Source organism: Pseudomonas sp. Sample_14 (assembly GCF_004307515.1).
Lineage (GTDB): Bacteria > Pseudomonadota > Gammaproteobacteria > Pseudomonadales > Pseudomonadaceae > Aquipseudomonas > Aquipseudomonas atacamensis.
This window is the reverse complement of sequence record NZ_RCOC01000026.1, coordinates 180,591-201,492: the sequence shown is the minus strand read 5'-3', so window position 1 is coordinate 201,492 and position 20,902 is coordinate 180,591. Positions and strand designations below refer to the sequence as shown.

The window sequence follows — 20,902 nt, the reverse complement described above, 5'->3', positions numbered from 1 at the left end:
AACGCAAAAAGGCCGCATCGAAGGATGCGGCCTTTTTATTGCCGGGCGGTTACTTGCTCGGATGTTTGGCTTGCAGCTCTTTGGCGTGGGCCAGGTGTTTTTCCAGCGCTGGCAGCATCTTCTGCGCGAACGCTTTCAGTTCAGTGGCGCCTTTGGCCTTGTCATCGGTCACGGTGTTTGCCTGCTTCTTGAACAGCTCGATGGTTTCTTCGTGAGCCTTGACCTGGTTGTTGGCGTAGGCCGCATCGAAGGATTCATCGCGCATGTCGAGAATCTTTTCCTTGGCCTGTTTGACCAGGGTGGTGGTGTCCGGGACTTCGATGTCGTTGGCCTTGGCAATTGCTGCCAGCTCATCGTTGGCTTTGCTGTGATCGGTGATCATCTGGTTGGCAAAGGCTTTGATGTCAGCTGACTGGCTTTTTTCCAGAGCCAGGCGGCTGGTTTCGATTTCAGCGATGCCACCGGCGGCGGCGTTATCGACAAAGTCATTGTCGGTCGCGGCAAAGGCGCTGCCCATGCCGGCAGACAGTGCAACAGCCAGAGCGAGATGACGCAGGTTGAATCCGTCCATTGGGTGTCTCCACGCAGGTTTTTGTGAGCGTTATCCAATGGAGCGAAGGCACAAGCCAAAGGTTTTATTGCATTTACGACAGGGCGACGAACGGCAACCGCTGGTCTGACAGGGTGTCGACAGAAGCCATTGCGCAAGGCCATGCTGATAACGAGTCAGCGCATCGGTCGCGCTGGTTGTCGATCAATTTGATGGAGGTGTTTCATGCCGGTTTCACATGATCTGTATCAGGACCTGGGCTGCAAGAAGGAAGAGATCGAGCAAAAACGCTCCGAGGATGCGAAGCTGGATTCGCTGCTCAACAAGTATTTCGAGGTGGATGCTGAAGTGGTCGAGGCCGAGAACGCCCAGTCAGACGCCCCCAGTGACGACGAATTGAAGAAGCTCAAAGAGAAGCGCGTGATCGTCAAGGAGCAGATCGTCGCCCGGTTGGCCGGGCAGCCGCTGACCGGTCAGTAATTACCTGACCCGTGGTCGCCATCCGAAGGGAACGGCGACCCCCGCGGCACCTCCAATGTGCAGAGTCTGCAAACCATCGACTCGTTGCGAGGTGCCTCATGAACGATCCGAAATTCCCCAGTGAGGAGCAGGGCGGCTTCGACCCGATTCCGACCCGCCCTGAACCCAACAGCCCGGCGCATACCACAGCGCATCCGGAAAAAACGGTGAAAGAACTGCCGGAGGATGAAGATCCGGAGAAGTTCGACCGGTCCAGCAACTGACAGGCCGCCTTCGCGAGCAGGCTCGCTCCCACATTTGGAATTCGTTTCCCCTGTGGGAGCGAGCCTGCTCGCGAAGACGCAAGTCCATTCCCCCGCAAATCCCGCAGGCTCACTTCAGCGCCGCATCCAACCCCATCCGCCCCATATGCCTCGCCTTCAACGAGCCGAAATACAACCACTGCCCATATTCGCGCACCGTGGTAATCGGCGAATAATTGCCATCGCTCGCGTCCTGCAGATTGGCAATCACCTTGCCGTCCAGATCCAGTCCCAGCACAAACCCACGCTTTTCGACAGGCTTGGGCAAAACCGTCAACGCCCGCACGATCATCTTGCGCACGAACGGGTGCTGCGCGGTGCCGTCGAGTAATGCGTTGCGCGGCGCGTACAACGCTACCCAAAAGCGATTGCTGCCATTGAACGAGAGGTTGTCCGGAAGCCCCGGCAAGTTGTCGATGAACACATCATGGGTACCGGCCTTCGGCCCGCTCAGCCAGTAGCGGCTGATGCGATAAGCACCGGTTTCATTGACCAGCACATAGGCTTCGTCGGGGCCAAGGGTGACGCCGTTGGCGAACTGCAACTTGTCGAGCAAGACGCTGGTCTTGCCGCTCTGAAAGTCGTAACGCAGCAAACGGCCGTCGGCGCCGTGCTCGATGATCGCCTCACCGTCATGGCCATAGCCCCAGCGGCTCGAGGCATCGCTGAAGTAGGCGTAGTGGCCTGACTTGTCGACCGCCACATCATCGGTAAATCCAAATGGCACGCCGTTGGCCTCGGTGGTCAAGGGGATCACGCGGCCCTGCGCATCCAGCGACAACAAGCCTTTGACCGCATCGGCGATCACCAGCATGCCGTTCGGATGACGGGCGAGGCCCAAGGGACGGCCACCGGTGTCGGCGAGGACCTTGCGCTGCGCGCCGTCGAGGCTGCTGCGGATCAGCCTTCCGTCATGCAATCCGGTGATGAGAAATTCGTCTTCCAGCAGCAGCGCCTCAGGCCCTTCGATGTCGCTTGGCCCGACCTTCGCCACAGCTTTGAGGCGCCGGTTGTCCGCGTAGATGCCGTCTTTCAACGAGGGCGCCGGTGATGGTGTCCATGCTACCGGTTCGACTTTGGTTGGCAGCAACAACAAGAAGGCGATGACCAGAACGATCAGCAGGCACAGCAGATAACGTAATTTCACGCGCTGGCCCTCGCCGCGCCGATGTACTGCGCGGTCGTGTCGCGCAGGGCAAGCATGGACGCGGCAGATTCGCGCTCGATGCGTCGCTTGAGTAACAGGCGATTGGCCAGACGCATGAGCAAACCGTCAAAGCGATATTCCAGCGTACGCACGAATCGCGTGCCACCAGCCTCCGCCGAGGACTCGTAAGTCAAACGCAGGGACAGGCCCTGATCACTTTGCGCGCGTGCGCACCAGCGCCGGCCCGGCAGATATTCAGTGACTTCCCAGCGCAAGTGACCGGCACGTCCGCCGGCATGGATATCCTCTTCGAAACGCGCACCGGCATGGAGTGGACCGTGCGGACCGTCAATCTTCAATGAGGAGGGATGCCAGTCCGGCCAGTGACTGACGCTGGCGGCATAGGCCAGCACAGCGACCGGCTCGCCGGCGATATCGATCTGGTGCTGCATGCGCGTCATGGGCATTTGCGAATTACTCAAAGGGGCGGGTTCCGGCTCGAGGTACAGCGTGCCGAACAGGTAGTCCATCAAGGGCAGAACGATGTTGAAATTGCGCTCCTGCATGCGCTCGCGTCGGTGATGCAGTTCATGCAGACGGCGCATCTGGCGGATCCATGGCAAGCGGGTCAACGGATTTTGCGGTGGCAGATGTTCACAGGCATGGAACACCTCATAGAGTAGATAACCGAGCACCATGCACCCGGCAAACAGCCCGGCGACATTGGCGTTGACCTGCGCGAGCAGCCACCACAGCGGCAGGGTGATCAATAGCGTATGAATGACGATTAGCCAGGCTGGAAACAGGATCACCCGCCAGTCCCGCGCGCTGTCGTAGGTCATGTGCCTGGGGGTGAAAAAACTGTGATGGTCGCCGGCATGCCGCGCGTAGAACATCTTTGCGAAAGCTTTTTTGTGATGGCCCAAATGGCGATGGACCATGTATACGCCGAAGTTGAACAACAACAGGCTCAGCGGCACCGTCAGCCATTCCAGCCAGCTCACTGAATGCACCGTGCGCCAGAACGCAGCGACGGCGAAAATGCCGAACAGCAGCACGAACGCGCCATGCAGCCATGGGTTGTACAAAGGATGAATGGCCGCCCGGTAGCGGCTGCGGAATGCCTCGGTGGTCTGCCTCAATGCGTTTCACCTGCGGGTATTGTTGTTATACCCGGCAGATTAGCCGATCCGCTGACTTGTGCAGCGCGAACCTTGCGGCCTTAAGCGCCATGCTCTGGACTGAGGCTGTCCGTCAGCTCAACGGATTCCAGCGCTGCGACCAGTCGTCATCGGTGCGGATCACTTCGCGCAACAGATCGAAGGCCTGCTGCAGCACTGCCGAGTCGCGATCACGGGAATACACCAGATAGGTCGGATAGCCGAATTCCGGCGCTTTGGTGACGGCTTCCAGGGCGCCGGTCTCCAGGTAAGTGCGCACAACGCGAGTGCGGAAATAGCCGCTGCCGCCATGTTCGAGGATGTATTGCAGGGCCAGCGGGCCAAGGTTGAAGCTCAGCGCGGCTTTGGCTTTTTCCGGCAGGGCGGCGTCGTGCTGGCGGCGGAAATCCGGGCCCCAGTCGATGTAGACGTAAGGCTCCGGACGCTCGGGCGCGCGCACCAGAATCAGTTTTTCCTCCAGCACTTGCTCGACCTGCAGACCCGGCCAGTATTCCGGCTGATAAACCAGCGCGGCATCGAGCACACCGAGTTCGAGCTGACGCAGCAGATTTTCGCCATCGCGAATTTCCATGCGCAGTGCGTGGCCGGGGATTTTCTCGCGCAGTTCCGCCGCCCAACTGAGCATCAACGGGTTGCACAGGCTGACCTCGCCACCGATATGCAGAACGTTGTGATAACCCTCGGGCAGCGGCAAGTCGCGGCGCGCGGCTTCCCAGGTCTGCACCAGTTGATTGGCGTAGATCACGAACGCTTCGCCATTGGCCGTCAACTTCGCCCCGGCGCGATTGCGCACGAACAGCGTACTGCCCAACTGGCTTTCGAGTTTCTGCACCCGCGCGGTGATGGCGGTCTGCGTGACGAACAGCTTCTGCGCAGCGGCGGCGAGACTGCCGTGACGGACGATTTCGAGGAAAGTGCGAGCGAGGTCGATGTCCATGGGGCAGGGCCGGTGTCTGGAGGTGGAGCGCATTGTAAGTCAAAAGGCTCTCTCCCCAACCTGAAAGCAACAACGGATTGAACCGCTGAAAATTGCGTTTGAGTCCTACGGAAACAGGAGCGTTTTGATCAGATTTGGGGATATTTCCGACGACTTTTTCAGGTTGGTCGTCGGACGCCGGGTCTATAGGATCAGTCCTGACATTGAAGTCATCGAGCGCACAGATCGCTCTGGACCCGGACAAAGGATGGACTATGCGAATCCCACTGATTGAAAGCCATACGCCTGCTTACTCGCCTCGCCATTACTGGCGCGACGATCGCGCCAGGTGTCCCTCGGAGGACGTTGCCATGCCGAGCGCCAAAGTGCCCCGGCTCACGGGCTTGAAGAAGCTCGAGGGCAAACCTCTGGAGTTGCTGTTGCGTGGACAGGATACCGGCGACGATCCGATGCTCATCCTGCGCTGCACAAGCGAAGGATTTGAGCTGCTTGATGTAGTGAACATGATCGCAACCTCCGAGCTGTACCAACAGGGAGAGATGGTCAAACGTATCACCGGCAAATCCGTGAGAACCGTGCGACGCCTGCTCAAGGAAGGCGCGTCGGTGCGCCTGGACACGCCGCAGAGCGTCATCGCCTACCAATATGCCGCTGCGCTGGAACTGGCCATCGAAGTATTCGGGCGTCAGGCCAAGGCCGAGTCATGGCTGGAGCAACGCGCTACTTACTTCTACGGTTATGTGCCGCTCGATCTGGTTGGACATGCGCTGGGCTTCAGGATGGTGGAGGAGTATCTGAACCAGATCAAATACGGGGTTTATCAATGAATCCCTTGCCCTGGGATGATCGCTGGTACGCCTGGCGGCTGGATCGCGAGGTGTACAGCGAGACCTGGGACAGCGGCCTCGGATCGAAACGGGACGGCGGCCGCTGGAATACGCCCGGCCGCAGAGTCGTTTATGCGTCGGTCGACCCCTCCACGGCGATACTGGAGGTGGCCGCCCATGGCAGCTTCGATGCGCTTGATCAGGAACCCTATGTGTTGACCTGTTTTGAAATCACCCACGACGCCAGCGTCAGAATCGTGCAACCGGAAGATGTGCCTAATCCGCATTGGCTCACCCCGATCAAAACCTCACCCAACCAGCGAAAGTTTGCCGATGCACTGTTGGCTGAACATCCATTTGTTCTGGTGCCTTCGGTAGCCACCCGGCACTCGTGGAATTTGCTGGTGAGTTGCGATCTGGCGGAGGGTCAGTTCAGGATGGTTTCGCAAGAGCGGTTTGGGCTGGATACGCGGTTGTTGCAGGAGGGTTGATCGTATTTGTGTGGGCCTGCGAATCCGACACGACAATTTCCAGGTTCCGGGAGCGATCAAGGGCCGATGAGTCGCTGCCAGCTACATTCGCGGCGGCTCGCATTCTACGTCTGGATTCAGGCTTTCAACCAATATAAAGATCCGGTACATTTCGCGCCCACGCTTACTACAAGGAAGTTAAAGATGGCAAAGCCTGCCGCTCGACTCAGCGATCTTAATGCATGCCCGATCACAGGCCATGGCACCAATCCCGGTAACAGCGGTTCCGGTGATGTAAACATCAATGGAATGCCAGTTTTGCGTGTCGGAGACACCACAGCGTGCGGAGACACTGTCACCGAAGGCATCAGCAATATTTTGATCAATGGCAAGCCTATGCTTTCTTGGGCAGTGCGACGGCCCACGGAGGCATGATAATCACGGGCTCTGGCGACGTTTTTGTCGGCACCCAGGTCGGTTCCGCACCTTTCTCCCCGATTATCACTGTTCCTAAACACAGCGAGCGCTTCCAACTGGTTGATGAGGCCACTGGCGAAGCTATTCCCGACATGCTCTATTGCATCGAAACGGGTGACGGTCAGCGTCTCGTAGGCCATACCGATAGTCATGGTAACGCCGCGCGAGTGTTTACGGCCAACCCGACTTCGATAGTTGTGCAGTGGGGTAAGGAAGCTGCCGCCCATCTCGACGCGCTCGGCCTAGATTACTAAGGGAGGTGGCAGGTGGCAGCCCCCAAAAAGAATCAAGCTCGAACAAGCGATCAACATACAACGACCCAAGTGAAAGGTACGCTGGCACAGGATTACGTAACGGTTGTGGGTGCGTCTTACATGTCCCTTTATGAAAAGGTTCGTGGCCAGAAGGGCAACAAGATGCGCTTTATCAATCAGGGTATCCGCCAACTCACAAAGTATCCAACCGGCACTCCAAACTTCACGATCCAGCGTGTATTTCTGATTTTCAAAAATGACTATCCGGAGAACTTGCTGACGGCTTTGAAGGACGTTGTCGAAAATCAGCACGGGGCCCAGTACCGAGAGATGGACTCGATATCCGGTCTTGTGGATTTCATCGCAGCTCGGCAACGCCGCGGGCGCGAGATCAAACAGCTCGACTTTTTTTCCCATGGTGTGGTGGGCAGTATCGAGTTGGGCTACGAGCTGGATAAAAACGATAGCTACCGTCTGCGTGATGCACAGGCGAATATGTTCAAACCCGAAGCGTTTGCCTATGGTGCGAAAATTCACTCCTACGCTTGTCGCACAGGTTTGGGTATCGATGCCGACTTCAAGGTCAATGAAACAGAAGATCCTCATTACGAGCGTAGCTTGGCGCAGATTCTTGCTAATGCGACCCGGACCACCGTGTGGGCATTTCCAAGACGCAGCAACTACGACACAACTTATGGTACTGCCGCAGAACGGGGATCTGTGCCGGGAATTCGTGAAAGAGAAGCAGCTGATGGGCGAGCGATGCGGAATTATTTGAGTCGAAAAACCGCTTATGAACGAAAGCTGATCGAACATCGCAAGACCCTCAAAGACCCAACGGCGCAACTACCTGATGAACTGGCGCCGCAGGCGCCAACGCCAACAGTCTCTGAAGAAGAGCGCAATTTGCTGGCGCACGATGACAGCCGAGCATTGTATGAACGGAAGATTGGATTTCCGCTGGATGCCTTAGGCGCACATCGTGACGTTCGATCAGGTGATACACCGGACGGCGTACCCAAACACCTGCTTGCCTATAAACCGCTATGACGCTCCTGAAGCTTATAGGCAAACGTCACGTCTTATGTGTCTTGTTGATTGCTGTCAGCTTTGCAGGACTATTTATTTACGCCAAGGAAGCCCAGATGCCAGCCAAAGTAATGATGTATTACGGCCCGTGGAGTCCGGAAGAAAACCGTTTCGACGCCAGCCGGTGGTTCAGTTCAGGTATGTATCGCCCGCGTCTCATGGTTACTCCGCCTGAAGAGAGCCCAGTGACCATGCTGCGCAATAGGCCTGAAAGTTTGCGACATATTGAGAATGATGTTCTCTTGACAGAAGCGTTATTCGCTGTAGGGCGACAGTTTCCGAGGTTGGACACCGAAGATCTCATTCTGAATACGCCGGACCTGCACCGCCAGATACGGTATGCCTATAGTTCATTTGCCGAGCCTGACAGGCCGGTGGATTCCTATTGGCTTTTCATCACGTTTGCAAACAAGACTGTGGTCGTTACGATCGATTGGGACGTGACAGAAAAGAAACTCTTGCCCCGCTCGATGGCTTCGAATCTGATCGAAAAAAGTGATGAAGAGGCGGCATACCTTCAGGTAAAAAAAGAGCTTGATGGGACGGCTTCAGCCAAGCGTTAACTCACGTTGCCATGTCTTCAATGGTTGAAACGACAAATCCCGCCAATAAGCGGGATTTGTGTTTTACCAAGAAGCTTCTTACGAAGGGAACAGCTCGGACAGTTTCATCGACAGCATCATGTCGCCTTCAACGCGCAGCTTGCCGCCCATGAAGGCCTGCATGCCGTCGGTTTCGCCGCTGACGATGTCTTTCAGGGTCTGGCTGTCCAGCACCAGCGTGCAGTTGGCGTCCGGGTTTTCACCTTCCTGAATTTCGCAGGTGCCGTCTTTGACGATCAGTGCGTATTGCTTGTCTTCGTCGGTGATGTTGAAACCGAAGACCAGGTCCAGACCGGCAGCGGCGGCTGGGTTGAACTTGGCTTGCATTGCTTTTACGGCATCAGCTACGGAGGTCATGGTTCGATCCTTTCTTGGTCATGGGAGCTGGGTGGTTACAGCCAGGGTCACAGTAAGCCGGACTCAGCGAAAAGTGATGAGTTCCGGGGCCTTCAGCAGTTGCAGGTGTGCGTGACTGTTGAAGGAAGCCAGAGCCACCTCGCGACCACGAAACTTCAATTGGTTGAGCGAGGTGTTGACGATTTGCCAGTTCAATTCAAAGGCCTGTCTGGCAGGCATTTGCGTAATCAGGTGGAGCAGGGCAGTGATGGTACCGCCGGAGGTAAACACGGCGATTTTCTGGTTTTTTTCCGCCAGGTCGAGGATGCGGTGCAGCCCGGCTTGAACCCGTTCGACGAAACCCAGCCAGCTTTCCAGTCCGGGTGTGTCGTAGGTACCGGCAAGCCAGCGCTCGACGATCAGGGCGAAGATGCGCTGGAATTCACCGCGGTTCTGCGCGGCGTTGCGCAGGATGTCGAGGGCTTCCGGCTCTTCCGGCAACATGGCCGGGAGCAGAGCGCGGATCACCGCATCGGCATCGAATTCGTTGAAGGCGGAATCGGTCTCGAGGACTGGAACCGGCAGGCCTCTGGCGCTGAATTGCTCCAGTGCACTGGTGGCCGTGTGCTGTTGGCGACGCAGGTCACCGGCAAGGCAACGATCGAAGCTGATACCGAGGTCGGCGAGGTGCTGGCCGAGGATTTCTGCCTGACGCACACCGGTCGGCGACAGCACGTCGTAATCGTCTGCACCAAAGGAGGCCTGGCCATGTCGTATCAAGTAGATGCTGCCCACGTCCGCGTCGTCCCGGTACGTTGAAGGTCAGGCGAGGTTATGAGGATGGCGTAAGGCTGTCAATGAAAAAACATACGCTTGTTTGAAATGCCCGTTACAGGCGTGTTGCCAGAGGTTTCACGGCTGGCCGATGAGCCAGCGCATGGGTATGCTGGAGCCATTCCGCGTGTAATACACCGTCACGCATTGCTTTGAGGAGTCTCTGTGGATTTTTTCACCGAATACGCCAGCTTCCTGGCCAAGACCGTCACGCTGGTGATCGCCATTCTGGTGGTGCTGGCCAGTTTTGCTGCATTGCGCAGCAAGGGCCGGCGCAAATCGGCGGGCCAGTTGCAGGTCAGCAAGCTCAACGATTTCTACAAGGGCCTGCGTGAACGCCTGGAGCAGACCCTGCTCGACAAGGATCAGCTCAAGGCATTGCGCAAGGGCGAAGCGAAAACAGAAAAAAGCGCGAAGAAGCAAAAGAACAAGCCTGAGACCAAATCCCGGGTGTTCGTGCTCGACTTCGATGGCGATATCAAGGCTTCCGCCACCGAGAGCTTGCGCCACGAGATCACCGCGCTGCTGACCCTGGCCACGCCGAAAGACGAAGTGGTTCTGCGTCTGGAAAGTGGCGGCGGCATGGTGCACAGCTACGGTCTGGCATCGTCGCAGCTGGCTCGAATCCGTGATGCGGGCGTGCCACTGACCGTGTGCATCGACAAGGTCGCGGCCAGCGGCGGTTACATGATGGCGTGCATCGGCGACAAGATCATCAGCGCTCCGTTCGCCATCCTCGGTTCGATCGGCGTGGTCGCGCAATTGCCCAACGTTAATCGCCTTTTGAAGAAGCACGATATCGATTTCGAAGTGCTCACCGCCGGTGAGTACAAGCGCACCCTGACCGTGTTTGGTGAAAACACCGAAAAGGGTCGCGAGAAGTTTCAGGAAGACCTCGACATTACCCATCGCTTGTTCAAAAACTTCGTCGCCCGTTATCGCCCGCAACTGGCGATCGATGAGGTGGCTACCGGTGAGGTGTGGCTCGGTATCGCTGCGCTGGAAAACCAACTGGTGGACGAACTGAAGACCAGCGATGAATACCTGGCACAGAAGGCCAAACAGGCCGAGGTCTATCATCTGCACTACGCCGAGCGCAAAAGCCTGCAGGAACGCATCGGCATGGCCGCCAGCGGTTCGGTGGACCGCGTGCTGTTGAGCTGGTGGAGCCGTCTTACCCAGCAACGCTTCTGGTAAACCGCAGACATAAAAACGCCGGTCACATGACCGGCGTTTTTATGTCTGCAACAACGTCCGACGCTTAGCGGCGACGGAACAGCGGCAGTGGTTCGTCAGCGGCAGCCTGGTAAGTCACCGAGAAGTCCTTGAGGCCTTCCAGTGCTTCGTACGGGTCTTTGTCCGCGCGAATGGCAAAGGCGTCGAAACCGCAGCGATGCATGTAGAACAATTGGTCCCGCAGTACATCGCCAATCGCACGCAGCTCGCCTTTGAAACCATAACGGTCACGCAGCAGACGGGCATTGGAGTAGTTACGGCCGTCGGTAAACGCCGGGAAGTTCAAGGCGATCACCTGAAACTTGGCGACGTCCTCACCGATTTCCTCGGCCTCTTCATCAGCATCCAGCCACACACCCAGACCACCGTCGCGGGCCAGGAGCATGCGGCTGTGTTCGCGCCACAGCTGCAGCGGCACGATCAGATCGTCGCAGTTGCTGATTTCATCGATATTGAAATCCTTCGGCAACAGATGCCAGGTTTCGTCGACGACTTCGTTGTTCTTAATGATTCGCTGCATAGACGCGTTCCTTGAAGAGGTCGATGCCAATACGCTGATAAGTGTCGATGAAGCGCTCGTCTTCGGTGCGTTGTTCAACGTACACGTCGATCAGCTTCGAGATCACGTCAGGCATGGCTTCCTGTGCGAAGGACGGGCCGAGGATCTTGCCCAGGCTCGCATCACGGCTGGCGCTGCCGCCGAGGGAGACCTGATAGAACTCTTCGCCTTTCTTGTCCACGCCGAGAATACCGATGTGGCCGACGTGGTGATGACCGCAGGCGTTCATGCAACCGGAGATGTTCAGGTCCAGCTCGCCGATGTCGAACAGGTAGTCCAGATCATCGAAGCGACGCTGGATCGATTCGGCAATCGGGATCGACTTGGCGTTGGCCAGCGAGCAGAAGTCACCGCCTGGGCAGCAGATGATGTCGGTCAGCAGGCCGATGTTCGGCGTAGCGAAACCGCCTTCACGCAACTCGCCCCACAGGGTGAACAACTGGCTCTGCTCGACGTCGGCAAGAATGATGTTCTGCTCGTGGGAGGTGCGCAGTTGACCGAAACTGTAGCGCTCGGCCAGATCGGCGACGGCGTCGAGTTGCTTGTCGGTGATGTCGCCAGGGGCAACGCCGGTCGGCTTCAACGACAGCGTCACAGCCACATAGCCGGGTTTCTTGTGCGCCAGGGTGTTGCGGCTGCGCCAGCGGGCGAAACCCGGATGCTCTTGGTCCAGATCGGCCAGTTGCGCAGTCTGGTTGTCGAGGGTTTTGTAGTCCGGGTCGACGAAATGCTTGGCGACGCGATGCAGTTCGGCTTCGGTCAGCGTGGTCTGGCCACCGCGCAGGTGCTCCATTTCCGCATCGACTTTCTGCGCGAACACTTCAGGCGTGAGCGCCTTGACGAGGATCTTGATCCGCGCCTTGTATTTGTTGTCGCGACGGCCGTAGCGGTTGTACACACGCAGGATGGCGTCGAGATAGCTCAGCAGGTCTTGCCAAGGCAGGAATTCATTGATGAATGCGCCCACCACCGGCGTACGACCGAGGCCGCCACCAACCAGCACGCGGAAACCCAGCTCGCCAGCAGCGTTGTAGACAGGTTCCAGGCCGATGTCGTGGACTTCAATGGCAGCGCGGTCACTGGTCGAGCCGTTGACAGCGATCTTGAATTTGCGCGGCAGGTAGGCGAATTCCGGGTGGAACGTGGTCCACTGGCGGACGATCTCGCACCATGGACGCGGGTCGATCACTTCGTCGGCAGCGACACCGGCGAACTGGTCGGTGGTGACGTTGCGCAGGCAGTTGCCGCTGGTCTGGATCGCGTGCATCTGAACGGTCGCGAGTTCAGCGAGGATGTCCGGGATGTCTTCCACCGCAGGCCAGTTGAACTGCACGTTCTGCCGCGTACTGATGTGGGCATAGCCCTTGTCGTAGTCGCGGGCGATTTTGGCCATCATGCGCACCTGGCGCGAAGTGAGCTGGCCGTAAGGCACCGCCACGCGCAACATCGGCGCGAAACGCTGGATGTACAGGCCATTTTGCAGGCGCAGGGGGCGGAATTCTTCTTCGCTCAGCTCACCTGCCAGATAGCGTCGGGTCTGATCACGGAACTGCTTGACGCGGTCCTCGATGATCCGCTGATCGTACTCGTCGTATACGTACATATAAGTCCTGTTCTCAGGCTTGGGCTACTCGGAAAACGCTGCGTTTTCGCTTGCTGGAGTCCGATGTTGCCTCTGCAATTCTGCGCGCACGGCCGCGCACTCCGTCACGGAGCCGGGGCAATATACCCGTTTGCAGTTATGCGCAAAAGTGATGTTTGAGTATATGTAAAGAACCAAATCGCCTAACGCGAATGCCGGTCATCTAATCCACATTTGTCGTGCGGACAATCATCGTCTTAACTGTGATCGAGTCTTTGTGCAATCACCGATAAAACCGACAAGAGGCGATGCAATGAGCAACCCGACCAAAGCCAGGAAAAGCGACAGCAGCGTCGACGCGTGGGCCATTTTGTTCCTGATCATTCTCGTTGTAGGAACAGCGGTCTTCTGGGTCAGCCATCAGTAAAAATCAGCGTTCCGGGCCTTTCTTTCAGGGCCCGGATAGCTCGAGTCGGTGCCCGGCCTGGCACCATCACACCCCGGCCAGATACAACACCAGTTTGACGATGGCAAACAGCGTCAGGCCAAACACGGCTGTAAACAAAACGCCGAGAATCACGAAGTGGCTGGGTTTGCCGTGGGTAAAGTCCCTTTCCCGGTTCTTGCCGCTTTGCACGCCGAACGCCGCGGCCATGACGCTGTGCAGCATCTGCCAAAAACTCGGCGGTTTGTTGTCGACTGGATCGTCCATAAATCCCTCTGCGAAAAATCGTCCCCCGAAGCATAGTCAATCGCTGTGGTCACGGATGCCGCGTTACAACTTTTGCGCACGGGATATAGCCATGTACCGCCGGACAGCGCGGCGTCAGTGATGTGCTGTCGCTCCATTTACAGGAGCGATGTATGTCCACCGATTCAGACGTTTCGACCGTAACCGAGCGCCCCCTCAAACCTGCGGCGTCCGAGAGCCTCCACGCACCCTGGCTCGAATCCGTGATGCCGCATTGGCTGACTCAGGCGCCGGTGCACAGGAAAACCGAGCTCAAGCAGGCGCAGACAGTGTTCCCGCGCTGGTACACGCAGGCGACGCCGGCCCAGCGTCAGGTGGTCAATACCAGCTACAGGATGAGTTTTATTGCTCAGACGAGGCTGGACCGCTCCATGTCCACCTTCAAAGACATCGAAACCTTCGCCCGGCCGCTCCTGGCGCAGGCGCTGAAACACCGCTACCAGGTCGCCGTGGATCTGGATAACACGCTGTTGTGCCTCAGGCGGCCAATACGCGCTGGCATTCTCGGCGAGGAAATCGGTTCATTCGAGGCATTGACGCTGCCGATGCTCCAGGCCGCTTTGCACAACTTCGAAAGTGATGAGTGTGCTTATGGCGCCTTTCACAGCAGCTCTGGCTTCGCAACCGCGACCGCCGTAAAAGGTGCCCTCAAGGCTGTTCCGGTGAATGTGTCGGTCAGGAACTACCTGAACCTGTGCCGCGAACTGGATATCGGTGCCCGGTACCAGGCTTATCTGACAAGGTTTTTCCATCCGCTCGATCCGGCCGCGGAAGCCAAGTTGCGCCGGCACTTCATCGCCAGTCAGAAAACGGCCATGCGCGCGGCAGCCGAACGCGCACTGTTGACCAAGGATATTCAACCTGAAGATCACGCGATGATCCTCGCGGTGATCAACGGCGAAAGGCACCCGCGAATCGGCGACAAGCAGGTGTGGTTTCAAGACTTGGGCTTGATGCGGCACCGGCTGGTCGGATGTGTGGTGTTCAAGATCGCGCAAAAGTATGGCCCGGTGGACGCGGTAATTCTGTACGTCCCCAACGATCCGGAACACCCGCTCAAGCGCTATACCGGCACGCAAATGCAGGACACCTTCAAGCGCCTGTTGAGTGCTCGCGATGCGCAACAGGCGGACAGCACGGCCCCTACGTCCTATCAACGATTCTTCAGTCAGTTCTTCCCATATGAGAAGCGTGCGTATTACTTCAGCCAATTCGTAAAGTCTGCAGACGGCGCGTCGGATTGGCTGTCGTCACCGTGGCGCAAAATCCTGCAGACAACGTTGATTTTTGTAGAGATCTGGAAGACTTCACCGAAATATCAAAAAATGATCCCGGATACCGATCCTTACGTGGCAGTTTCGTTGATGCCGCACCTTCAGGTATATCCGTGGGCGAGGAATAGCGACCTCTGGGCGTACTTGTACGAAAAACATCGTGACAAGGTCATCAACGACGCTCGTGGTCACGCGGTACCTACCGCCGACGTCGACGCCAAGGCGCGCGATGCCAAGCTGTCCGGGCTGCTGCAATTTGGTCTGCTGGCGCTGAACATGGCGTCCATGTTCGTTCCGGTACTGGGCGAAGTCATGCTGGTTGTCATGACGGCCCAGTTGCTCTACGAAACTGTCGAAGGCGTGATCGAGTGGAGCGAGGGGGATAAACACGCCGCCAGGGCGCATCTTGTCGACGTGGCTGAAAACCTTGCGCAGATCGGCGCGATGGCCGCCGCAGGAGCAACATTCAATCGGGTGACAGCCGTTAAACCGGAGCCGCTGATCGAAGATCTGCACCCGGTGACGCTGCCTGATGGCAAGAGGCGCCTGTGGCGGCCGACCTTGCGCGGCTATGAACAAGCGCTCAGCCCCGGCAAGTTGTCGCGGCCCGACGCGGCGGGGCAGTACCGCGTCGCCGGCACAACCTGGATGCGCCAGGGCGGCAGGCTCTATGAGCAGACGTTTGACCGCTCCAGCGGGCACTGGCGGTTGAAACATCCCACCGATTCTCTGGCTTACCAACCGTTGCTCAGCCATAACGGCCACGGTGCCTGGCGCCTGAGCCTGGAACAGCCCATGGCGTGGGATCGCCTGACCCTGCTGAGACGCATCGGGCACCTCACCGATGGTTACTCCGATGACACCTTGCTGGCGCTGGCCGATATCAGCGGTATCAGCGATGGCGCCCTGCGCAAGATGCATCTGAATCAGTTGCCCCCGCCCCCTGAACTGCGAGACGCCATGCGCCTGTTCGATGCCGATGCACAGGCGAGGCAAATGGTCGAGCAATTGCGCGGAGCCAGGCCCATCGACGAGCACTACCTGTATGCAGTCCCGCTGGTCACCGAGATGCCCCGTTGGCCTGCCGATCGGGTTCTGGAGATGACAGCTGATCCGCACGGAGCAGGGCCGTCCATCCGCTATGGTGCGCAGAATACGCTGCCCGGTTTGGGCCACAAGCCCGCTATCCGCCTGACACGCACGCAAGTGTTGAACGGGGAAATGCCGGCGCGGATTCTGGCTGCGTTGGAAGAGCAGGAAATCAACTATCTGCTGGGACGAACGGCAGCACAATTTCGCCCGGCACGGCCCGATGAGTTCGGCAAACAACTCGCCGAGTACGCCTATACGCGTCAACCGGCGATTTTTGACAGTCTTTATCGGGGTACCGAATCGTCGAGTGCGCCTGTGCGCCTGTTGCAGCGTGAATGTCCCGCTCTCAGCGACGTGGCTGCCCAGGATGTGATCGAGCATGCTTCGACGCACGAGCTGGCCCGAATGGATGCGACCGGGCGTTCCCCTTTGAGAATGCTGGAAGAGGCTCGCTGGCATGTCCGCCATGGCCGCCAGGCCCGCGCATTTGCCGGTTTGCACAGCGAAAACCTGGCGTCGGCGGACAGTCGGCGACTGGCTTTGCACGCGCTGGAACAATTGTCTGGCTGGCCGCACTCGCTACGTCTGGAAATTCGCGAGGGGAGCGTGACTGGCACCTTGCTCGACAGCATCGGCGAGCCGATGGCGCCGGTTAGACGCTATCTGGCGAAAAACGGACCTTTCTATCAAGCGTTCAATGATCACGCCCAGGCATTGAACAGAGTCTCGAGGGTCCAGGACAGCTTTTACAGTTCGCTCATGCACGCGTTGCCTGAGGACACACGTTCATCAATCGGATTGTCTGTCGGCAACGCCCATGGTGAGCTGCAACAGAAAATCATCGAATCGGCCCACCGTCATCGAGCCGAAGCTGCGCGATTGCTGTCGCCGGCTGCAAAGTGGTTCAAACCGCCGGTACGCGTGGGCGCACGACTGCTGGGTTATTACGCCAGTGGCCGTGGTACAGGCCTCAATCCATCCCTCGAATCACGCATTGCGCATCTATACCCCGAGTCGCGCCAGGCACGGGCATTTCTCGCCCGGCAACACGGCCAGAGTGAAACGCAGATTCAGCTCGAACTGGAATCTCGCCGCCAGGATTGGGACGCGTTGAACGTTGCACTTGAGCGATGGCAGGCAGCGCCGAGTGATAGCCGCACTGCAACGCACAGGGCGCAACTGGCACAGACACTGCGAGAGACATGGCGTAATGGTCCGCTGGCCGGGCAGGCGGCGGAGGCGGCCCGCCTGACAATCCATTGCGACACGCCATTGCCCGAGCTGAGTACAGGCTTTCCCCACGTGCGTGAACTGGCCATCACCGGCATCGGCATAACCGACGCCAATGCGGACGGGTTTCTGACGGCGTTCCCGAATGTCACCGATTTATGGCTCGGTGAATTGAGGCGCTATGGCCAGACACCTGTCACCCGACCGCTTAGCACATTGCCAGAGGCCGTTGAGCGGCTGCCCGGGCTGAGACGTCTGCGTTTCTCTACCGATGCGCCATTGCTCGCGGAAAGCTTTGCGCGAAGGCTGGGTGGACTGACTTCGCTGGAGGAACTGCGCATCGACTATCACGGATTCGATTCCACCACCTTGCATGGTCTTGACCTGCAATCGCTGACACGACTGCGCAGATTACGCATCGATGCGCCCCACGCGTTATGGCGGTGGCCAGCATACGTTGAACGACTTGAGCAGCTCAGACGCCTTGACCTCACGCACACCTTGATCGAAACCTTGCCCGACTCGCTCTACAGCGGCCATGACAGACTCTGGGCCGGGCTATCGCTGGATTGGTCACGTGTCACCCCAGCGACGTTCCGTCGGGCCTATGAGTTTGTCAGCCGCCACTCCGGCCCGCGCGGCCAACTGCTCGATGTGCATCAGATGGTCAGTGAATATTGCCGCGCCGAACTCGATAGCATGGCCGTCGCGCCGGATAGCGCCGACCCTTTGCCGCAGGCATTCAACGCGGCCTGGTCAACACCGTCGGCAAGGGTGGCGGCGATCGAGCAGCTTCTGGCCGAACATGAGGCCATCTTCGCCGCGTTTTATCCGCCATCCCCGCGCCAGGGATCACGCTATGCAGCGCCCGCGCGGCGCTGGTCGACAGGGGGCAGCGCGGACCTGTTACATACGCTGAAAAGCAGCTGGCACGGTGCGATTCGTCAGCGCTATGGCCTGGCAGCCGACGTTGAGCGCTTTAGCTTCGTCGAGCTGCCCGGCGCCACCACCGGTGTCGAGCTTCCTTCGTTGCCGGCCGGCAGTTTCGCCCATGTGCGCACGCTGCGTCTGGGAGGGCTGAACGTGCCCTCCGGCCAGGCGCGGGATTTTATTCGCGCCTTCAGTCATATCGAAACGCTTGAACTGGAGGGATGTACGTTCACCGAGCTTCCTTTTGCAGCGCAGACGTTGCCCGCGCTGCGTCGGCTCGACGTGTCCGGTAACAGAATCACCGTGACGGCAATGGTCCAGCGCCAACTCAATGCGCTGCCACAACTGGTACGGCTGAACCTGAGTCATAACCCGCTGGGGCGACTCGATGCCACGGCTTTGAGCGGGCTCGAGGCCTTGAATCTGAGATCGACGGATTTGCTGGCCTGGCCCACCGGGGCGGAAACTCTGCCACGGCTGTCATGGCTCGATTTACGAGACAACTGGATCGCGTCCCTGTCGCCGCAAGCGCTGGCGCATCCTGACGCATTGATGAGGACGAATCTGTCGGGCAACGCCTTCAGTGCCGACGGTGAGGCAGCTTTTCACGCGGCGCTGCAGCGCATCGAGCAGCAGCGGGGGTTGGGCCAGGGCACGTTGTCACGCTTCGCCGCAGAGCCGGTGCCTGAGCATTTTCCGCCGTTGGAAACCGGCGGTTCGTTCAGTGATCTGCTGCTGCCACTCCCGCAGCCGGCGCCTGTCAGTTCAGGCGCTTCGGGGCATTTGCAGCGGTTGGCGGTGATCCTCAATCGCGAACGGGCACAACGTAGCCTGCTGGTGCTGCGAACACGGGCCTTGAATGACGCTCAGATCGATGCGCAGATCAGCCAATGGCATCTGAGCTGCGAGGCGCTGACCCGTCAGTTGAACGATTGGCTCTATACCAGGGAAGCACGAACGAACACTGTCCTGGTCAGTGCGCAAGTGCGTTCGCTGGTGGCCCGGCGAATCAGCGAGACGTGGCGCGACACCCTGACCCGACACCCCGGCGGCGATGGCCTGGAGCTCGAATTGGCAGGATTGCAGACCGGAGAACTGCCGGCGCTTGGGGTGCAGTTTCCGGGCGTGACGACGCTCGATCTGAGCGGTGCAGGGATCACGGCGCAAGGGAGCGCGGGTTTTCTCGACGGTTTTCCCGACCTCGAGACCTTGTATCTGAGTGGTAACGAACTGGGCGCGGTGCCCGCGCCGGTGCTGCACATGCGTCATCTCACGCGCCTGGACATGCAGTATTGCAGCTTGCGCAGTGCGACGAGTGTTTACCCTTTGCTGGGCAACGCGCGGCTGCGCACGCTGGATTTGAGTTACAACGAACTTCGTGTTTTCAATCCGCCCGATTATGGCGTGATCGAGTCTCTGGATCTGCGCTACAACCAACTGAGCGAATGGCCTGACGGAGTGTTGCGGGCGCCCGGGTTGCAGGCCCTGAACCTCAGCGGTAACGCAATCGCGGAAATCCCCACGGCGCTTTTCGATGGCGATCATTCGGGTCTGATCGCAGGCTCGGATCTGTCAGAAAATCGCAATTTGTCGCTTTCTGCATTGCAAGACCTCAGGCGTTACAGCCGCGAGCGCGCCATACCGCATGTGCTGGGCATGACGCGCGCGCAGATTGAGACGATGATCAACCGTCAGGTGTTCGGTGATCTGTTCGGGATTCCTGAAGACGGTGCTCCAACCGATACCGCTGGCGGCGTTGTCGACGATCCCCATGCGCAGGTATTTCCTGCCGAGAAAGTTTTTGATCCAGCCAACGATGTCGCGCCACGCTCACGCGATCCGTGGCTTGTGGACAGCGATCCGCAGTGGGTTGCGCGCAGAACCGAGCTCTGGGCGCAATTGGCGCAAGAGCCGAATCACGAGCGGTTTTTCCAGTTACTGCGCTTGTTGCTCGATACGCAGGACTACAGGCTGATGCGAGGCGACCTGACGCAAAGAGTCTGGTGTGTCATGGAGGCCGCTGAGGAAAATACCGAACTGCGGCAACTGTTGTTTCAGGGCGCCGAGACCCACGGCACCTGTCCGGACGGGCGGATTCTGACATTCAGTGATTTGGAAGTGCGGGTCGCGGTCTATCACCAGTTGCGTGACATTCCGTTGAATCGAATGGCGTCCAGAGGTCGGGCGCTGCTGCGTCTGTCGCGGCAACTGTTTCGCCTGGATCGCGTCGAGACGCTGGCTGAAGCTGCCGGTCTGGGTATGGATCGTGCTGAAGTGCGCCTTAAATATCGCATCGGTTTGACGGGCGGCTGGGGCGACGGTGTCGATTTACCGGGCCAACCCGCGTCGATGATTTATGACGTCCCGCTGAGTGATGAACTGCTGGAGTACACCCGCGCCTCGATTCTTGAGGCAGAGGGCACCGATGCGCTGTCCGTAAGCATGGCAGAGCGCGACTACTGGATCTCTTACCTGCAAGATCTCCACCCACAAGAGATGGCCGCGCTGGACGTTGCGGTTGACGAGCGACGCCAGCAACTGTGGGACCAGCTCAATCAGCGTCTCGCCCGCAATGAATTGAGTTCCGAGGAATACGACCTTGAGCTGAACAGGTTGGGCAAGGCCATGGACGTGCTGCGCACACAGAAACGCGCCGAGCTGACACGCCGGGTGATCAGCGAGCTGAACAGCTTCGCCGCGGAATCTGAACAACCCGGCCGCCTGCCACCAACATCCGGTTCCTGAGGGCACCTTGCTGAGGC

19 protein-coding genes are annotated in these 20,902 nt (G+C 58.6%); 10 read left to right on the top strand and 9 right to left on the bottom strand.

The window, feature by feature from the left end; all coding sequences use genetic code 11:
• Nucleotides 1-49: 49 nt before the first annotated feature.
• The gene (locus D8U61_RS06475; RefSeq protein WP_016774469.1) at nucleotides 50-571 is read right to left on the bottom strand and encodes a DUF4142 domain-containing protein; all 522 of its coding nucleotides are present in this window, start codon (nucleotides 569-571) and stop codon (nucleotides 50-52) included.
• A gap of 204 nt (nucleotides 572-775) precedes the next feature.
• On the opposite strand from D8U61_RS06475, the gene D8U61_RS06470 reads away from it, so the two are divergent.
• Both D8U61_RS06470 and D8U61_RS27760 read left to right on the top strand, forming a co-directional pair.
• Nucleotides 776-1,030: a DUF465 domain-containing protein gene (locus D8U61_RS06470; RefSeq protein ID WP_016774470.1), complete on the top strand. Its 255-nt coding sequence runs from the start codon at nucleotides 776-778 to the stop codon at nucleotides 1,028-1,030.
• Nucleotides 1,031-1,128: 98 nt separating this feature from the next.
• Nucleotides 1,129-1,293 (top strand): hypothetical protein, encoded by a 165-nt coding sequence (locus D8U61_RS27760; RefSeq protein WP_165368399.1) that lies wholly within the window; start codon nucleotides 1,129-1,131, stop codon nucleotides 1,291-1,293.
• 109 nt (nucleotides 1,294-1,402) lie between these two features.
• Here D8U61_RS27760 and D8U61_RS06465 read toward each other — a convergent pair whose 3' ends face one another.
• From D8U61_RS06465 to D8U61_RS06455, 3 genes are all read right to left on the bottom strand, one after another.
• Nucleotides 1,403-2,479, bottom strand: a complete 1,077-nt coding sequence (locus tag D8U61_RS06465) for an SMP-30/gluconolactonase/LRE family protein (protein WP_130926612.1) — start codon at nucleotides 2,477-2,479, stop codon at nucleotides 1,403-1,405.
• Nucleotides 2,476-3,621: an SRPBCC family protein gene (locus tag D8U61_RS06460; protein ID WP_130926611.1), complete on the bottom strand. Its 1,146-nt coding sequence runs from the start codon at nucleotides 3,619-3,621 to the stop codon at nucleotides 2,476-2,478. Before D8U61_RS06460 ends, D8U61_RS06465 begins: the two co-directional genes overlap by 4 nt.
• A gap of 112 nt (nucleotides 3,622-3,733) precedes the next feature.
• Nucleotides 3,734-4,597: a LysR family transcriptional regulator gene (locus tag D8U61_RS06455; RefSeq protein ID WP_024012724.1), complete on the bottom strand. Its 864-nt coding sequence runs from the start codon at nucleotides 4,595-4,597 to the stop codon at nucleotides 3,734-3,736.
• Nucleotides 4,598-4,947: 350 nt separating this feature from the next.
• On the opposite strand from D8U61_RS06455, the gene D8U61_RS06450 reads away from it, so the two are divergent.
• From D8U61_RS06450 to D8U61_RS06430, 6 genes are all read left to right on the top strand, one after another.
• A complete protein-coding gene (locus tag D8U61_RS06450; RefSeq protein WP_024012725.1) occupies nucleotides 4,948-5,424 on the top strand; it encodes an MbcA/ParS/Xre antitoxin family protein in 477 nt (158 codons plus the stop codon).
• A complete protein-coding gene (locus D8U61_RS06445) occupies nucleotides 5,421-5,915 on the top strand; it encodes an RES domain-containing protein (RefSeq protein ID WP_016774476.1) in 495 nt (164 codons plus the stop codon). Before D8U61_RS06450 ends, D8U61_RS06445 begins: the two co-directional genes overlap by 4 nt.
• Before the next feature lie 66 nt (nucleotides 5,916-5,981).
• A complete protein-coding gene (locus D8U61_RS28035) occupies nucleotides 5,982-6,329 on the top strand; it encodes a PAAR domain-containing protein (protein WP_306663184.1) in 348 nt (115 codons plus the stop codon).
• On the top strand, nucleotides 6,326-6,625 hold the full coding sequence (locus D8U61_RS28030) for a hypothetical protein (protein WP_240996755.1): 300 nt from the start codon (nucleotides 6,326-6,328) through the stop codon (nucleotides 6,623-6,625). Before D8U61_RS28035 ends, D8U61_RS28030 begins: the two co-directional genes overlap by 4 nt.
• Nucleotides 6,626-6,637: 12 nt before the next feature.
• A complete protein-coding gene (locus tag D8U61_RS06435; RefSeq protein ID WP_130926610.1) occupies nucleotides 6,638-7,675 on the top strand; it encodes a hypothetical protein in 1,038 nt (345 codons plus the stop codon).
• A gap of 95 nt (nucleotides 7,676-7,770) precedes the next feature.
• Nucleotides 7,771-8,277 (top strand): hypothetical protein, encoded by a 507-nt coding sequence (locus tag D8U61_RS06430; protein WP_130926609.1) that lies wholly within the window; start codon nucleotides 7,771-7,773, stop codon nucleotides 8,275-8,277.
• 78 nt (nucleotides 8,278-8,355) lie between these two features.
• Here the strand turns inward: D8U61_RS06430 and D8U61_RS06425 are convergent, their stop codons facing one another.
• Entirely contained in the window at nucleotides 8,356-8,673 is a 318-nt protein-coding gene (locus tag D8U61_RS06425; RefSeq protein ID WP_024012726.1) for an SCP2 sterol-binding domain-containing protein, read from the bottom strand.
• Between the two features lie 63 nt (nucleotides 8,674-8,736).
• Complete coding sequence (locus tag D8U61_RS06420) at nucleotides 8,737-9,447, bottom strand: histidine phosphatase family protein (RefSeq protein ID WP_016774478.1); 711 nt, start codon at nucleotides 9,445-9,447, stop codon at nucleotides 8,737-8,739.
• 204 nt (nucleotides 9,448-9,651) lie between these two features.
• Here D8U61_RS06420 and sohB point away from each other — a divergent pair, with 204 nt between their 5' ends.
• Nucleotides 9,652-10,683, top strand: a complete 1,032-nt coding sequence (sohB, locus tag D8U61_RS06415) for a protease SohB (RefSeq protein WP_016774479.1) — start codon at nucleotides 9,652-9,654, stop codon at nucleotides 10,681-10,683.
• Nucleotides 10,684-10,747: 64 nt separating this feature from the next.
• Here the strand turns inward: sohB and D8U61_RS06410 are convergent, their stop codons facing one another.
• From D8U61_RS06410 to D8U61_RS06400, 3 genes are all read right to left on the bottom strand, one after another.
• A complete protein-coding gene (locus D8U61_RS06410; protein ID WP_016774480.1) occupies nucleotides 10,748-11,242 on the bottom strand; it encodes a DUF934 domain-containing protein in 495 nt (164 codons plus the stop codon).
• On the bottom strand, nucleotides 11,226-12,884 hold the full coding sequence (locus D8U61_RS06405; protein WP_024012729.1) for a nitrite/sulfite reductase: 1,659 nt from the start codon (nucleotides 12,882-12,884) through the stop codon (nucleotides 11,226-11,228). The genes D8U61_RS06410 and D8U61_RS06405 overlap by 17 nt, the downstream gene beginning before the upstream one ends.
• Before the next feature lie 472 nt (nucleotides 12,885-13,356).
• Nucleotides 13,357-13,575, bottom strand: coding sequence for a DUF2970 domain-containing protein (locus D8U61_RS06400; RefSeq protein WP_016774481.1), 219 nt, complete (start codon nucleotides 13,573-13,575; stop codon nucleotides 13,357-13,359).
• 152 nt (nucleotides 13,576-13,727) lie between these two features.
• Between D8U61_RS06400 and D8U61_RS06395 the strand changes: the two genes are divergently transcribed.
• Nucleotides 13,728-20,885, top strand: coding sequence for a DUF6543 domain-containing protein (locus D8U61_RS06395; RefSeq protein WP_130926608.1), 7,158 nt, complete (start codon nucleotides 13,728-13,730; stop codon nucleotides 20,883-20,885).
• Nucleotides 20,886-20,902 lie beyond the last annotated feature (17 nt).